The sequence below is a fragment of the Myxacorys almedinensis A genome, from assembly GCF_010091945.1.
GTDB classification, from domain to species: Bacteria; Cyanobacteriota; Cyanobacteriia; order Leptolyngbyales; family Leptolyngbyaceae; genus Myxacorys; species Myxacorys almedinensis.
Map to the genome: position 1 here is coordinate 126907 of NZ_WVIE01000010.1, position 16107 is coordinate 143013.

The following is a 16107-nucleotide window of genomic DNA, read 5'->3' on the forward strand; positions in this document are numbered from 1 at the left end:
CTTCGCAAAGCGAATCGCTCTTCAGTGTCACACGTTCAAGCCGTTGTAGAACTCGCGCCGTGAGCGACCTTTTTCATCGCCACCGCTCGATTTTGCAGCGCGATCGCATCATCGGGTTTTAGAACCAACCCGCGATCGTAGCTTTCGATTGCTTCTGCAAATCGTCCTAAACTCACCAACGCGCCGCCGCGATTGTTCCAGGCGCGGAAATCCTCTGGTCGTAGGGTTAGCGCTTTGTCGTAACTGGCGATCGCCTCTTCCAACTGTCCCGCCAGTTTGAGCGCGACACCCCGGTTATACCAAGCTTCGTAGTAATCGCTCTGGAGTTCAACGGCGCGATCAAAATGCGCGATCGCGCTGTCCAAATCGCCCAATTTTAGGTAAGAAGCGCCTTGCTGATACCAGCCTCCTGGATGGGTTGGGCTAAATTCTAGGGTTTTTTGATAGGAGTGAATCGCCGCGTCGTGACGATTGAGTTGTTTGAAGGCAAGTCCCCGATAGAGCCACGTTTCCGCCGATTCGGGATCGAGTTCTAACACTTTGTCGTAACTGGCGATCGCGGCTTCATAATCTCCGATGCACAGCAGCGCATGCCCCCGCCCCAGCAGTGCCTCTGGATAATCGGTGCGAAGTGCGATCGCGTAATTGAGGTGGGTCACCGCTCCTTCAAAGCGACGGGTCTGATAGAGCACCATGCCTTGCATATACCAGGCATTGGCAAACTGAGGCGTCGCTTCTAGGGCTTTGCTGAAGTAAGGAATGGCATCTTCATAACTGCCGACCATGTAGAGCGTTAGACCCTGGCTGTAGTGGGCGTTGGGATAGTTGGGCTGAAGCTTAAGGACTTGGTTAAAGCCCCGAATCGAGAGGTGATGATGCCCCGCGACAAACGCTACCCACGCTAGGCTGTAGTGGAAATATGCCGAGGCTGGAAACTGCGCGATCGCGGCTTCAAAACACGCGATCGCGGTTTCGTGCTGTCTTAAACTCACCAGAGCATTTCCCTTCTCGCTCAACGCTTCAAAATGATTGGGCTGAAGCGTGAGCGCTTGATCAAAATAGGCGATCGCCGCCGCATAGTCTCCTACATGGCTAAACCCCAATCCCTTTTGAAACACGCTGTCAGCCGTGCTACGTTCAGTCTGAACCATATCCGTGATGCGTCATGCGTAGTTAGAGAGTGCTAATCATTCTGAAATAGAGGAGTAGGAAAGTTTTCAGCCTATTTATTAGATAAAGTGCCCAACTTTTCAGGGCTGATTACTAGGTTCTGTTGACATTTGAGATTACAGAAGCAGACTAGGAAATCGACATCAATTATGATGACTCTAGAAGATCGCACTTGGCATGATCAACGATAGTTTGATTGTAGTTAAAACATTAGAATCAACGAAAAAATTGCTACAAAAGCCGAATTAGTAAACCAAGTTAAAGCATAGAAGAGTTGCAGAAATCGATCCCATAAAACACGATAACGTAAAATCGTAAAATACTGAAGTGGAAGTTGACGGATCAAGACTTCCCGAAACTGCTTATCCCATTAACATTACACGATCGAGAACGTGAATCACGCCGTTGTCTGCTTCAATATCGGCTGCTAACACTGACGCATTTTTCACTTCAAAGCCATCTGAGGTATCAATCCGGATTGGCGATCCTTCGACGGAAATCACTGAATCAACCTGTTCTAGATCCGCTTTCATCCACTTACCGGGAACAACGTGAAATGTCAGAATTCGACTCAGTTGAGGGACATTTTGCACCAGCGTTTGAATTGTACCAGGGGGTAGTTTGGCAAAGGCGTCATCATTCGGTGCAAAAACCGTAAACGGACCTGAACCTTTTAGGGTCTCGACTAAGTTGGCAACTTGAACAGCCGTTACTAGCGTTTTGAAACCCTCTGCACTCACAGCAATATCAACAATGTCAGCCATTCGATTTGCCTCGTTAGTAAGGATTAGTAGGACGGAGTGATATATTTCAAAATCGAAATTCGACCCTATCGATAGTCTTGTCGCTGAACATCTCGTAAACGAGCTTCTGGGCGCGTGAAGCGATCGAGTTGAGTCTCAAAAAATTGTCGATTTGCCATCAAATGCTTCGGGTTGGGGTCATCTAGGGGATAGAGCAGTGCGGTGCGTAATGCTTGAATTACCGCAGAGGTGACGTTATACATCGATCGCTGAAAGCTAATTCCGAGTTGAATCAGCATGTCATCTTCGCCCCGGCAGTATTGGTTGTAATAGTCCAGCAGGTAAGGCGGCAAGAAGTGCAGCATATCTTGCATCAGGAGCGTGGGCGGAATGCCTGCGGAACCGACGGGAAACACATCGGCGTAAAGAATGCCGTAGTGAAACTCAGTTTGGTCGGTGGGAACCTGCTTTGCCTGAGCGTTGTAGGACTTTGTGCCGCGAAACGGAGAGGTGCGGTAGAACACTGCTTCTACGTAGGGTAGAGCCGCTTCGTAGAGCCACATGAAGCCTTTTGATTTGGGGACGATTTCGTAGCATTCACCCCGGATGTAGACATGATGATAGATGGGACGACCCGCGATCGCAAAAATGCCATTGACCAGAAAATCCATCGCTTCTGGGACGGTCGTAATTTTTCCCTCATCGTATAGGTCGGACATCTCAAAAAAGACGGGAGCCATGACTTCCCAGAACAGCCCAAGATTGGCGTAGTAGGATAATTCACGCACTTGCTCCAGGAACATGTCTGGGAACAGGTTGTACAGTCCCAGCATGAGAGGATTGCCTTGGAAGTAGGCTCGGATGGCGCGATCGGTATTTGCTTTGTACTCGTCGCTATCGAGATACGGATCAAACTGTCCACCCATGCCCCGATGCCAGAACATCGATCGCATACAGGCTTCTGCAAATTCCATGTTGATGCGATCGTGCCACAAATGATGCAACAGCTTGGGTAGTTTCTGGTTTAGCTCTCCTTTTTCGATAAATTCTAGGAGTTCTGGATGGGCTGTAGCTTCTCCTCGCCAAATTCGTAAGTCTGCATCGTCCCCAGCGTAATGATTGTGCAGGTCTAGATACTCTTGCGGCAGGAAGTATTTGAAGGCGGGTAATGGATTGAGAAACACATGCTCAGCAATGTAGAGCAAGTTCCGCCAGTAGAAATCCATTGGCACGGCATACGCCTTGTAAATTCCGATAATCTGCATGAGATTTTCTGGCGTGTCGGGCAGCATGGAGCCGCCTGCTTCTAGGCGCTGAACCACATCAGCAAATTCGTGTGTTGAAGCTGGAATACGGGTTTGGGCATCGGTTGCAGTTGTCATAGCTTTATCACGGGTTGAGGAATCGGGTTTGGATTGTTCGTTTAATCTGAGACTTGAGCAATGGGCGAGTGAGTTACTGTTGGAGTGGCTGCCACCATCTCGATCGCGGTTGATTCACTCCAACGCACTAGCCAGGTTGGTTGAATTCCTAGAAAGAAAATGGTGAGGGCGAGGATCAATGCGGGAACCCGTTCCCGCCACTCGACTTGTGGGAAGTACGCGATCGCATTATCTAATTTGCCAAAGCAGGTGCGGTTCAACAAAATCACGAAATAAACGGCGGTTAACCCCGTTCCGACCACACACAACAGCGTTTGCACCGGAAACACCGAGTAACTGCCCTGAAACACCAGAAATTCAGACACAAAGCCGACTAAACCGGGAATGCCTGCACTTGCCATCCCGCCTAGAACCAGCAGGGCGCTCACCATTGGTAAGCCTCGAATTGGGTTCATCAGTCCGTTGAGAACATCGAGTTCCCGTGTGCCGACTTTTGCTTCTACCACACCCACTAGGTGGAACAAAATTGCCAGAATCAATCCATGCGCCACCATCTGAGTAATGGCTCCTACCAAGCTGAGGGCAGTCAGGGCAGCACCGCCCAACAGGATGTAGCCCATGTGACCGATCGAGCTATATGCCACCATGCGCTTGATGTCTTTTTGCGCGATCGCAACCGTTGCACCATACAGCACACTCACGGTTGCCCAGGTTGCTAATCCTGGAGCCAGGGTTGCCCAAGCGTCGGGGAATAGCCCCAAGCCAAAGCGGAAAATGCCATAGGCTCCTAATTTTGCCAGCACTCCCCCTAACAGGATGGCAACCGGAGTTGATGCCGCCACGTAAGTATCGGGCAACCAGGTGTGCAGAGGGACTAGGGGAATCTTGATGCCAAACCCAACCAGCACAAGGCTTAGAAGCACAATTTGTATCCACAGGGGTAAGGATTGTCCCATCAGCGCTTCGTAGGCAAAGCTATCTGCTCCGCGTAGCCAAACTAAGCCCAGAAACGCCACTAAAATCAAAGCGCCGGACAGAGCGGTGTAGAGCAGAAATTTCATAGCGGCATAATTTCGCTTCTCGCCGCCCCAAATGGAAATCAGTAAATAAAAGGGCACTAACTCCACTTCGTAGAACAAGAAAAACAGCAGCAAATTCTGAGCTAGAAATGCCCCCGCAACCGCGCCACTGACTAGGAGAATTAAGCTGTAGAACAATCGGGGACGTTCCGTTTCTTCTTGACTACTGTAGATGGCAATCCAGGTGAGCAGGCTATTGAGCATCAGCAGGGGCAGGGAAAGACCATCAATTCCCAACTGATAGTTCAACCCCAATGGTTCTAGCCAGGGTAGGTACTCCTGACGCTGAAGTAACGGATTGGTGAAGTCGAACTGATGGGCAATCCAAAGTGTCCATAGCAGGACAAAGCCACTCATTGTTAGGGCAACCAGCTTTGATTGGCGAAGGGGCAGAGCCGCGATCGCGATCGCGCCGAGAACCGGAAACCAGATCAATGTACTTAGCATAGCGGTGTCTACCGAAGATAGGGAGCAGAGAATAAAACTAGGAAACTACTGAATCAGGCTAGGGTGACGGCTCCAGTGTCTAAGTCGTAATAGCCGCCGACAATCTTCAGCTTGTTGTTCTGAATGAGTTGAGCCATCACAGGAGATGCTTTTAACCGCTCAACCTGATGCTGAATGTTGGCTTTACACGTATTTTCCAGACGATCGCCGGGTTGGCTGCTTACGGGTTGAACGGCAGGACGAATGGCATCGAGCAAACTACCAATTTGACCGGGCACCTGCGCTCCTTTCAGCGTGGCAGCGATCGCACCGCATCGCTCATGCCCCAAAACCACGATTACCTTTCGTCTTGAAAAACGCATGTCAATCTCTCCTAATAACACCTACGGAATCAGAACATTAATTGCAAGACAAGTGACCAACTCATGCTGAGAGCGATCGCGGCTAACCCAAGGGTGATCGTGAGCATGTAAAACTGTCCCTGTCCAGAGTTGCTGTACTTGAGGGCTTCGCCGCTAAAGAGCGACACCAACCCGACCAGATTTACCGCTCCATCAATAATCTTGCGATCGAACCAATCGGTCAGGCGAGATGCCCAATCGACGCAGAAGACAATGCTGGAGCGATAGAGTTGGGGCGTGTATAGGTCAAAGGCAAAGAAGGTTTGGAGGCGTTGCCAGGGCAGTTGGATCGGTTTGGGAATGCCTTGCCCAACGTAGACCACTGCTCCAATTCCGCCGCCTATCAGACTTGACCATATCAGCAGCAGCGCCATGTCTTGATTGAGCGTTGCCCAACTCGGTAGCAGCGCCAAACTCTGCAAAATTAAAGGTAAATGCAGTGTCAGCCCCATTAGCACCATCATTGGTAGGGTGACGAGCCAGAAGTTTTCGGGCGATCGCTGGGTCATCGGTTTGGGGGAACCTGCAAAAATTAGCCCAAACTCACGCATCAGGCTGAACGCCGTCAACCCATTCACCAGCAACAGCAGCGCGACTAGCCAGGGTTGCGTTGCCCACAGCCCATCTGCCAGTTTAAGCAGTGCCCAAAATCCGCCGAATGGTGGCAAGCTAATCAGCCCTGCCACACCGACTAGATAGCACAATCCTGAGATCGGGCGGCGGCTCCACAAGCCTCCTAACTGGGTAAGATCCTGGGTAATGCTGTTCAGCACGATCGAGCCGGTACTCATTACAAGTAGTGCTTGAGCCAGGGCATGACTGAGGACGAGCAACAACGCCGCGTCTGTTTGTCCTGTGCCCACGGCAATGAAGACCAAACCCATGTAAGCACTGACCGAGTAAGATAGCGATCGCTTGATATCGATTTGAGCGATCGCGATCAGCGTACCGCCTACGGCTGTCAGTGATCCAATAGTGATTATTGTGGTCAGGACAACCGGGGACAGCGCCAGCAAAGGTTCTAGCTTGATCAACACCCAAGCTCCGGTTGCTACTACTACCGAGTTTCGCAAAATGGTGCTGGGAACTGGTCCTTCCATCGCCTCATCTAGCCACAGATGCAGCGGAAACTGAGCGCATTTGCCCATTGGGCCTGCTAAAAGGGCTAACCCAACTAGGGTAGCGATCTCAGGATTAATAGTAGCGGTTTCAGCCCACTGCGCCAGTTCATCAAAGTTCCAGGTGCCAGCCAGTGGGTAAATTGCCAACACCCCCATGAGCAAGAACAGATCGCCCACTCGCTTGGTCAAAAAGGCATCGCGGGCACCCGTCACCACTAGGGATTGATTAAACCAAGTGCCGACCATCAGGTAGGTTCCCAGCGTCAAAATTTCCAAAATCATGTAACCGAACAATAGGGAATTGCAGAACGCAAGGCTACACATTCCGGCTTCAAACAGTGCCAGAAGCGCGAAAAATCGCGACCAGCCCCAGTCCATTTCCAGATAGCCGATCGCATAAACCTGCGCTAGCAAATTTAAGCCCGTCACGACTAAACTTGCCCCAATCGTCAAGGCAGAAATTTCGAGTGGCAGCGTGAACTCCAACCCTGCCACCTGAAACCAGGAGACAGAAAGCTGTTGAGCCGGATGCTGCCAAGCAAGGGGGAAGGCTGCCAGGCTATGAATAAACGCGAGAAAGGTCATGCCTAAGTTTACGTAGCCCGCCGGACGGGTTCCTGTACGACGAATCAGGGCAGGTGACCAGACGATGGACGCTATTGCACCGACGATCGTGTAGCAAGGAATCAGCCAAATGGTTTGTAGCAGAAATTGAGTCATGCAGTTTACCTGTAGGACTTTAAGAGATATAGAGTTAGCCAGAGGAAGCTAGGCGGGTCATGCTTCTCTGTTTAATTTAGAGAGACTCGTATGGACGGTTGAACTGTCGAAAAGGGTTAAGGGCTTGTTGCAAGCCTGCTATATCAAAAGCATACAATGAATGCTTATAGCTAAAAATCAATCTTTTAGATTAATGCTATAGATTATTGCCTATCTAAATTGGAGCACTAAGAGAACCGTTGGTTCTAGAAGCGAGATTTTGCTGTAGCCGAACTGCATGAGTTTGCCTTGACTAGATTTATCAGCAGGCGGCAACGGTTGGATTGCCTCATTTGCGATCGCAAGCTCTAGTGGTCTGTCAAGATTGAAATGGGGGATTAGGAGGAGAGGGGGAGTAGTAATCGGAACCATCCACCCCTTCCCTCAAAGTTGACAATCTACTAGGTTCTATTAACATTTGCAATCGTAGAAGCAGAATAGGAAACCGACATCAATCATGATGACAAGCTTGCCAGAAATTACTGGAGTTTTCCTAAAAAAATGGCGTGGTGATCACAAAGAGACGGCTTGAAAATCAGACCTTTTCCATCCCTCAAATCGGCTGTCACTGGTCGGCTGTCACGAGTCTGATGGTACGGTGAAAGCCTTTCCCTGAGCAGCACACGCTCTTGCACCTTCCCCACCCTATCTTTGCTATTTCTGCAATCAGTCCTGACACAACGAAATAGCACCAACGAGCAAATTTTCCTCTCCAACGCCGTTTTTCATGCAATTGGGTGATTCCAAAGTTTTCTATTAACGACAAAATTAGCCTGACTCATTTTATGTTCGATGTCATGTAGCATCCGACGTCCTACCCCCGTCGCTGGAGCGCAACGCTATGAACCATACGGAGTTGGCAACTCAAGTTCAAACCCTGCAAGTCCAACTCAGATCTTTCGAGCACGCTCTTAATTCCACGCTTCCAGAGCCATATCCATCTCCTCAGCAGTTGGAAATGCTTCATCAGACGATGGCGAAACTATCAGAGCAACTTCGTGGGGTCGAGCATCTAGCTCTCCACGCCGATCAACCGTGGATGCTGACTTCTCAGATTAATGAAGACCACTGGCAGGCACTGGGCTTCTGTTTACCCGTCGGGCTGTTTACCTGCGATCGCAGCGGCAAATTGACCTATCTCAATCGTCGGGGTGAAGACATTACGGGCTGCACCGTGCAAGAAACCCTGGGGGAGGGCTGGACGCGATTTGTCTATTCTGACGATCGCGATCGCGTCATTGCCGACTGGCTCTCTGACGCCACAGCAGGGTTGCAACACAACACCGAATTCCGCGTTCAGCCTCTCCACGGCACCCTCCGGTGGATTCATATTCGCACTGCTCCCATCCTCAGCGATCGCGGCGAGTTTGTCGGGCACATCGGCACGATTGAAGACATCACCAAACAAAAATGTGCCGAAGACCAGATCAGAGCCTCCCTCAGCGAAAAAGAAGCTCTCCTCAAAGAAATTCATCACCGCGTCAAAAACAATCTGCAAATTATTTCAAGCCTGATTTATCTGCAAGCACAGCGCATTGATGACCCAAAAGCCCGCCAGATTTTTGAAGATAGCCAAAGCCGAATTAGCTCGATGGCGCTCGTTCACGATAGTTTATATCGCTCTCAAAACGTTGCCAGAATTGATCTCTCAGAATACATTCAGACCCTGACAGCGAGCTTATTTCACACGTACCGACTTCAACCAGAATTAGTCCAGTTAGAGGTCAGCATTGAAAAAGGTGTGGTGGTGAGTTTAGATCGAGCCGTCCCCTGTGGCTTGATTCTCAACGAACTGATGACCAACGCCCTAAAACACGGATTTTCTGGCGATCAACAGGGGCAAGTGCGGGTAACTCTGAGTTGCGAGGCTCTAGAAGGGGACAGAGAAACCGCTTTAGCGTTTGACACCCGCGATCGGTGCATCTGCCTCATCGTCGAAAACGACGGCAACCAACTCCCTGACACCTTCGAGCTTCAAAAAATCCAATCGATGGGGTTGCGCCTGGTCAAGGCATTGGTTCATCAGATTCAAGGTGAGGTTAAAGTCGAAAAAACCGCCAAAACACGCTTTAAAATTACGTTTAACGGCGCATGAATATTCCAAACTCGCCCTACAATGCTGGAAGCGTCTGTTTCGGGGTCGGTTAAACGTTGAAAGCTGCAAAAATTTTAATCGTGGAAGACGAAAGTGTCGTCGCCTGGCATGTGCAAGAAGCCTTGTGCAAGCTGGGTCATCATGTGATTGGCATTGCGACTACGGCAAAAGAGGCATTTCAGGTGGCGACAGACCAACAGCCCGATTTGGTGCTCATGGACATTTGCCTCCAGGGAAGTAGCCTTGATGGCGTGTCTGCTGCCGAGTATCTCTATCTCCAACTCGATGTTCCGGTCGTTTACCTCACGGCCCACTCGGATGAGCAAACCCTCCGCCGTGCTACAGAGTCGTCTCCGTTTGGCTACCTTGTCAAGCCCTTCCAAGACGCAGAGTTGCATTCAACAATTCAGATTGCGCTAAGGCGACATCAGCTAGAACAAGCCATCAAAGCGGTGCAGCAGTGGTATGCTACGACCTTGATTAGTATTGGAGATGCCACGATCGCCATTGATGTCGATGGGTTTGTTGCGTTTATGAATCCCACGGCTGAAATTCTCACCGGATGGACGCAGGAAGAAGCACTGGGGGCATTTGCCGCCCAAGTGCTAGACCTGGTGGATGCCGTGACCGGAGCGGCGATCGATAATCCGCTTTTGGCTGCCCTGTGTCAGGGCGACACCATCACCTTGCCCCCCACAACTCTGCTGCGATCGCGCGATGGATCTAAGCGCCCCGTCGGAGATAGCGCCTCTCCCATTCGGAACCGCAAAGGTGAGATTATTGGAGGGGTGATGGTGTTTCAAGACATGAGCGATCGCCGCAGCGGCGATCAAACCCTCCAGCAGCAAAATCAGCTTTTAGAACAGACTCAAGGTCAGCTAACTGCCCAACTCCGGGAGCGAACCGTGCAACTTCAGCAAGCGATTGCCTGTACTCAATTAGCAAAACGGGTGCTAGAGCGATTTGCCACTCAAAGCGCCGATCAAAGCGCCGAAGGTTCATCCTCCCCGCCCAGAGGGTTAAACCATCCTCACTCGGTTCTCCCTCTGCTGTTGCAGGAGATCAGGCAAATCTTGGGCGTGGAATATTGCTGGGCGGCTTTGCACCACACCGATCAGAGTTTTGCCACGGTTGCCTATGAAGATCAGGGTGAGACAAAATCCGAGTATTCTGCGATCGGGGAACAGATTTATCTAGAGCATTTTTCGCAGTTTTATCTCCGGCTGATGCAGCATCAGTGTTGGGTTGATCCATCGGTTGAAATTTTACCGCCGCTTTATCAGTCGTTTTTGGCGGCTCAGTCTCAGTTGCTCATATGCCCGATCGAAGAAGATCGGCGCGTCATTGGTGAGATCGGCATCGTGATCCGCACCCAGCTAACCCGGGCAACCTTGCAGGGAGAACTGATTGCTCAGGCGGTAAGCCAAGCTGCGATCGCGCTCTATCAGGCCCACCGCTATCAGGTTGCCCAAGCCCAAATTGAGGAACTGCACCGCTTGAATGTGCTCAAAGATGAGTTTATTTATGCCCTCTCGCGCGAGTTGAGGACGCCGCTAACAAATATGCGAATGGCGGTGGAAATGGTGCAGCGCATTGCTCAAATGCTGAAGGCGAGCGGTTTTCAGGCAATTAGCCCAGAAGCAACCGATGCCCTGTGGAGCAAGCTCGATCGCTATGTGCAGATCTTGCAGCAAGAATGGCAAGACGAATGCGAACTGGTGAATGATCTGCTAGATTTTCAGAGCACCGCGACCTTGGCGCACCTGCTGCCGAGCCATTCGGTTTACCTCCAACAGTGGCTCCCTGATCTAGTCAAGCGGTTTCAAGAGCAAGCCCGCCGCCATCAGCAGTTTCTCAATGGGTGGGTTGCCGATGATCTCCCCGCGATCGCCGTTCACGCTCCCAGTCTCGATCGCATTCTCACCGAGTTGCTCAACAATGCCTGCCAGTTTACCCCCTCAGGGCACGAGATTAAGGTGTCTGCCCAAGCCCTGGGTGGGCAAATAGAACTGTCTGTGGGCAACACCGGAACCGACATTTCGATCGCGGAGCAGGCGCAGATTTTTGAGCCATTTTATCGCGGAGCAAGCGATGGACGGGGAAGAAGCGGGTTTGGATTGGGTTTGGCGCTGGTCAAGCGCTTGGCGATCGCCCTGAAGGGGCACATCCGGGTAGAGAGCGAAGCGAATGCGACTCGGTTTATCCTCACCCTGCCCCTTGTCCGAAATCTGTCGTGAAAGCTAAGGTTAGCCCTCTCTGCCTTGGGGTAGCCAACGGGTGCCGCAGGCAGTTCTACGAATTCCGAACGGCTAACGGTTCCTCAACCGGTTGACTGCGGTAGACCAGATTGGGTCTCGGCATCGCCTGCGGTCTCCCCATGCCATAGGTCAGGGCATAGCTCTGAGCCAGCAGCCACAGCCACAACCCCGGAAACTTTGGCTCTAGCCAAGGCTGCATCTGAAACAGCAATCCCGGTAGCCAACTGCTAAAGAGCCAGCTTAGCAAAGCATTAAAGCCAAAATCAAGATAGTTGCCAAACCAGCGCATCAGATCTTTTGCCCCCGCCATTTGCCAGATCCACAGGATCAACGCCGGATTTTTGCGCGCCGCCACCAGTGCCATTTGGTTAAACCGCAGCCACGACACTCGATCTTTGATAAAAGCATCTGCTACGTCAGGCGGCTGAGTTGCCAGCACATCAAAAAACGTGTTGAGCATCGAGTTGATTCGTTCTGGCGGCAGCACTTGCCCGGTGGGCACCATCATCCCTTTAGAGAACATCCACGTCACTGAGACATTGCTTTGATACGCACGAATTTGATTTAAATGGTTTGCCTTGAGCAAGTCGTGCCTGAGCGCCGTATCGAGGAGGTGCGTTAGCCGGGAGAGATTGCGAACTAGCGACCCAAAGCCGGTGAATACCAAAGGAGATTGCAGCGAAGCGGCATCTCCGATCGCAATCAATCGATCAAAGGCAATCGTGCGATCGCGGCTGCCCACACTAAAATGACCCGGAATGTAGCCAAACGTCGCTTTTTTCCAGGTCAGTTTCTCCAAATCACAGCGCCGATACTCCGGCAAAATCGAGAAAAAATCTTCGTACATCTCCAGCAGAGACCCCGGATTTTCTGGCTGAGCTTGATGATAGTGGAACAGGTAAATCGTCAGTTCGTTTCGGTACGCCGGAAACAGTTCCCAAATCAGTTGCCGTCCGCGAGAAATGTCGCCATGGCTATTGAGGACATCCCCAAACTGCGAATCCCACACGCCCGGTTCAAAGCCATCTTCAATCACCGCGCCCACGGTCGGGCAGACGCTATCAAACGCCCGTCCGCCATTTAGCTGCCACGCGATCGGGGATGCGGTTCCCATCGCATCGACGAGCAATCGTCCAGTTAGGCGACGATCGCTTGCGGTCGGCAGGTGAGTGGCATACACCGTAACCTGCTGTTCGCCAACCTCTGCCCGTTGAAATTCGGTTTCGTCCCAAATCTCGCCGCCAAACTCACGAAATTTCTCGCCGCAGAGTTTGAGGAGTTTTTCGGCATCGATCGCAACGTTTAAAACTGTTGGGGTATGCAGGATTTGCGCCTTCGCTTGGGGCGGATTGTTGGCATCAAAAAACTTGTGGAACCCATCTTGATATTCGTGAGCAATCACCCGCTCAAACTCTGTTGCGGTAAACAGTCCCAGATCAATCAAGCTCTGAAATTCGCTCCGAGAAATGTTCCATTCTCGATTCATCCGCCCAAACGGCAGCCGTTCTAACAGCAGCACCCGGTAGCCAAGTTTTGCCATCACGGCAGCGTGGATGATGCCAAGCGCCCCTCCGACGTAAATCAGGTCAAACGAGGTTTGGCAAGGCGTCGCGTCGTTGGAGGAAGGGCTAGTTGAGAAAATGACTTGGCGCGGCTGCTGCGGATTTCTAACGCCCTCGCGCCAGCGTTGCTCCCACCAGTACACCCGGGTTAGATCATATTCTCCGTTGGGAATTTTTTTAAAGAAATGAACCGTTTGGGGGTAATCTTTCGCAAGGGCTTCAAAAATAGTTTGTTGAGAAAGATCAATTTTTGGCGGTTCTGGGTAAATTTGCGGAAAGTATGCTCTAATATCAGAAATCAAATTCTGGAGAATTCGATCTTCGCCCTCGATTGCCTGTTCTGCCCATCGAAATACTTTGAGATACGTCGTGCGCTGAACGGACCAAACGAACATTGAAAGCTCTGAGTGCAACGCCCCCCTAGAGAACCGGACTCGACAGCCTGCTGCCGCAGAAATCTTCTCACCGCGCTCCGGTTGATACTCAGTCTGTAACCAAGTCTTCAGCGATGCTGTGTCGGGAGTGGGAACTTCGATGTAAAGAATCTCTTTCATCTGAGGGGTCTAAACTCCGAAATGATGACTAAGGTAGAGGGGTTGACAGGGCTTCAAAATCCGAGATACTCCTAAGTGCGATCTTAAGTTAAAGAACATTACAACTTTCTCATAATGCTCTAACGCCTCGATATTGCTACCCTGACATGAATTATCCCATCCCAGCGACCCCTGAAGACCTAGTTGATTTCCGTCAAGAACCTGTGACGGAAGAATTGGTGGCAACTGCGATCGTGGGTGTAATTCAGCAAGCCAAAGCCAAGGGGCAATCTCTAGAAGAGTTGATGGTAGAAGTGTTGACCGATGATTGCTTGCTAGAGGGAACGCAGCGTCGATGGCTGAGTGAGCTAGTGGCGCAGACGTGGGTAACCCTTCCTTAATTCAACGCCATCAGTTCAAAAAAATCAGTTCAAAAAAATCATAACTCTATAGCCATGCTCTCAAAACTATAGCGCCCCAACGAAAAGACCTCCTAGTTGTTAGGAGGTCTCTGAGGGTGCTGTATGGAACGATTTACCGGGTAGAGCGGTTACTTTTCTGTGTAGGTATAGGAGCCGAGTTCACAAAGATTGAGATTTTCCTCTTCGGTGGTGCTGCCGTCTGCAAACACGCCTTTGATGCCGTAGATACAGGTGGTTTTGCCATCGGCGATCGTCACCTCAGCCGTTTCTCCTGGCTCGATCGAGCTATTGAGAATATCCTCTCCCCAGTCACTTGCATTCGTTGACTCGACATAGAACTGAACAATAGGGCTAGAGGTTGTGTTTCGCAACATAAAAACGAGGTCTTCTGCAAGGGCACTGTTCGCACTCAAGGCAGCGATCGGGGCGGCAAAAATAGAGGCTATCACTAAGCGACGCATCAATGGATTAGACATTGGATCTTCCTTACCTAACATTAGGGAAATGACATCGCAACTCATGCTGCAATTGCACTTCTCTTGTTGTTCCCCTGGTTAAGCGTTGCTTATCCGTCTTTACGAACACTTTAATGGCTAAGCAATTGCACTTAAGTAAAGCCCAAAGCGAAATTTAACAACTTACTCGCGTACTTTTTGTTGGCTAAGTGTTTTTAGCAAGATGTTCGGCGTTTTCTTGAGGAGACAGCTTCTGTTGGTAGGTGTAAAAGCTTGCCACGATCGCAACTCCAAGCCACCACAAAATGTTGATGCTCGGACGATACCACACCGTATCGACCAGCCCATGTCCTAACATGCCAACCAATAGCGTTACGGCTCCGATCAGCCAAAACCCATCGCGATTTGCCCCGTTAGGCTCCGAATTATGGCTCAGTTCCCTTAGCCGCCTTAGCTGCACGCCCCCTTGATTAAACGTCACCAGCAGCAGCCACAAAAAGGCAAATAGCCCAATGAATCCCATCTCAACCGTAATTTCTAGCACGATAGAGTAAGCACTGAGCGCCGTAAAGCGAGGACGTTGATAAAGAGGATAAACCTTCTTAAACACCTGATCTCCAGGTCCAATTCCTAGCACTGGGTAATCTTGGATCATCTGCAAAACCGCAGCCCAGACATTCAACCGAAAAGCATTGCTGCTATCGCCACTTCCCGCAAAAATACTCGTTATTCGGTAGCGAAAGGTGGGCACAAAGACCACGCCGAGCACCAACATGCCTGCTAATCCTAAAAACAGAATTGGCAGTGCCGAGTAGCGCCAGAATTTAGGCAAGTACGGACTCCACCAATAGTGCAACATTACAAACAGCGCCACCACCATCAGCGCTAGCCCAATCCAACCGCCCCGGCTTTGAGTGAGAATCAGGCAAGCGGTATTCGTCACCGTCATCACTACCGCCAGAGTTTTGGGCAGCCAACCGCGCCACGCAAAAATAGCGACGACACTAAATGCGATCGCAGGAATCAGATAACCCGCCAGCAAATTTGGGTTGCCCAAAAAGCTGTACACTCGCGTTGAGTTTGCTAACGGCGAGGCTGGATCAACCCAGGTTGCCAGCGCATCTGCCCCAAAAAACCACTGCCGCAGCCCATATCCGCTCACAATCAGCGCGACATGGAGGTAGACGCCAATCACCCACGATCGCAGTTTTGGCGATCGCAAAATTCGTGCCATCAGCGCAAAGAGCAGCAAGTACAGACTTAGCTTTGCCACCCCAACAAAAGCGGTTAGTTTCAGTGCTCTCCCCTGTGCCACTGCCGCAGAAACAGCCGCCACTCCCAAAAAGAGGGCGATCGGCAGGTGAATCGGGGTTAACCCCAATCGGGGATGCCCTTCGGCTGGATCGTCCGTCAGAGTCAGCAAGACCCAGTACGCCGCGCAAGCCGCTAGCAGCCAACCGATCAGATCGGTTGAAACAAAGGGTGCGACCCCAAACAAAACGCAGAGAATCGCCGCGCCGATGGGATCTGCCCACTGCATAAGAAAACTCTGTTTGCGCCACGATCGCAAGAACCCAGCGATGCGATGGAGATAACTAGTTCCTCGCCACTGATAGAGCGGCAGCGAAGCGAGCGTTATCTGTTGCCAAACGGAATTCATAAAAGGATTTCCATGCTTCA

Annotated in this window: 12 protein-coding genes; 3 read left to right on the plus strand and 9 right to left on the minus strand. The window is 50.9% G+C overall.

The window, feature by feature from the left end:
* Nucleotides 1-35: 35 nt before the first annotated feature.
* From GS601_RS10705 to GS601_RS10730, 6 genes are all read right to left on the minus strand, one after another.
* A complete protein-coding gene (locus tag GS601_RS10705) occupies nucleotides 36-1151 on the minus strand; it encodes a tetratricopeptide repeat protein (protein WP_162423268.1) in 1116 nt (371 codons plus the stop codon).
* Nucleotides 1152-1532: 381 nt separating this feature from the next.
* A complete protein-coding gene (locus GS601_RS10710) occupies nucleotides 1533-1934 on the minus strand; it encodes a fasciclin domain-containing protein (protein ID WP_162423269.1) in 402 nt (133 codons plus the stop codon).
* Nucleotides 1935-1999: 65 nt separating this feature from the next.
* Nucleotides 2000-3295, minus strand: coding sequence for a CO2 hydration protein (locus tag GS601_RS10715; protein ID WP_162423270.1), 1296 nt, complete (start codon nucleotides 3293-3295; stop codon nucleotides 2000-2002).
* Between the two features lie 41 nt (nucleotides 3296-3336).
* Complete coding sequence (locus tag GS601_RS10720; RefSeq protein ID WP_162423271.1) at nucleotides 3337-4821, minus strand: NADH-quinone oxidoreductase subunit M; 1485 nt, start codon at nucleotides 4819-4821, stop codon at nucleotides 3337-3339.
* A gap of 53 nt (nucleotides 4822-4874) precedes the next feature.
* Nucleotides 4875-5183 carry a carbonic anhydrase gene (locus GS601_RS10725; protein ID WP_162423272.1) on the minus strand — a complete coding sequence of 103 codons (309 nt, stop codon included), beginning with the start codon at nucleotides 5181-5183 and terminating at the stop codon, nucleotides 4875-4877.
* Nucleotides 5184-5212: 29 nt separating this feature from the next.
* Complete coding sequence (locus GS601_RS10730) at nucleotides 5213-7063, minus strand: NAD(P)H-quinone oxidoreductase subunit F (RefSeq protein ID WP_162423273.1); 1851 nt, start codon at nucleotides 7061-7063, stop codon at nucleotides 5213-5215.
* A gap of 880 nt (nucleotides 7064-7943) precedes the next feature.
* On the opposite strand from GS601_RS10730, the gene GS601_RS10735 reads away from it, so the two are divergent.
* Entirely contained in the window at nucleotides 7944-9197 is a 1254-nt protein-coding gene (locus GS601_RS10735) for a sensor histidine kinase (protein ID WP_162423274.1), read from the plus strand.
* Nucleotides 9198-9253: 56 nt separating this feature from the next.
* Entirely contained in the window at nucleotides 9254-11434 is a 2181-nt protein-coding gene (locus tag GS601_RS10740) for a hybrid sensor histidine kinase/response regulator (protein ID WP_162423275.1), read from the plus strand.
* Between the two features lie 55 nt (nucleotides 11435-11489).
* On the opposite strand, the gene GS601_RS10745 is transcribed toward GS601_RS10740, so the two are convergent.
* A complete protein-coding gene (locus GS601_RS10745) occupies nucleotides 11490-13571 on the minus strand; it encodes an NAD(P)/FAD-dependent oxidoreductase (protein ID WP_162423276.1) in 2082 nt (693 codons plus the stop codon).
* Nucleotides 13572-13717: 146 nt separating this feature from the next.
* Here GS601_RS10745 and GS601_RS10750 point away from each other — a divergent pair, with 146 nt between their 5' ends.
* The gene (locus tag GS601_RS10750) at nucleotides 13718-13951 is read left to right on the plus strand and encodes a hypothetical protein (RefSeq protein ID WP_162423277.1); all 234 of its coding nucleotides are present in this window, start codon (nucleotides 13718-13720) and stop codon (nucleotides 13949-13951) included.
* 149 nt (nucleotides 13952-14100) lie between these two features.
* Here GS601_RS10750 and GS601_RS10755 read toward each other — a convergent pair whose 3' ends face one another.
* Nucleotides 14101-14448: a hypothetical protein gene (locus GS601_RS10755; protein ID WP_202925004.1), complete on the minus strand. Its 348-nt coding sequence runs from the start codon at nucleotides 14446-14448 to the stop codon at nucleotides 14101-14103.
* Between the two features lie 184 nt (nucleotides 14449-14632).
* Nucleotides 14633-16087 carry an IctB family putative bicarbonate transporter gene (locus GS601_RS10760; RefSeq protein WP_162423278.1) on the minus strand — a complete coding sequence of 485 codons (1455 nt, stop codon included), beginning with the start codon at nucleotides 16085-16087 and terminating at the stop codon, nucleotides 14633-14635.
* Between the last annotated feature and the right edge of the window lie 20 nt (nucleotides 16088-16107).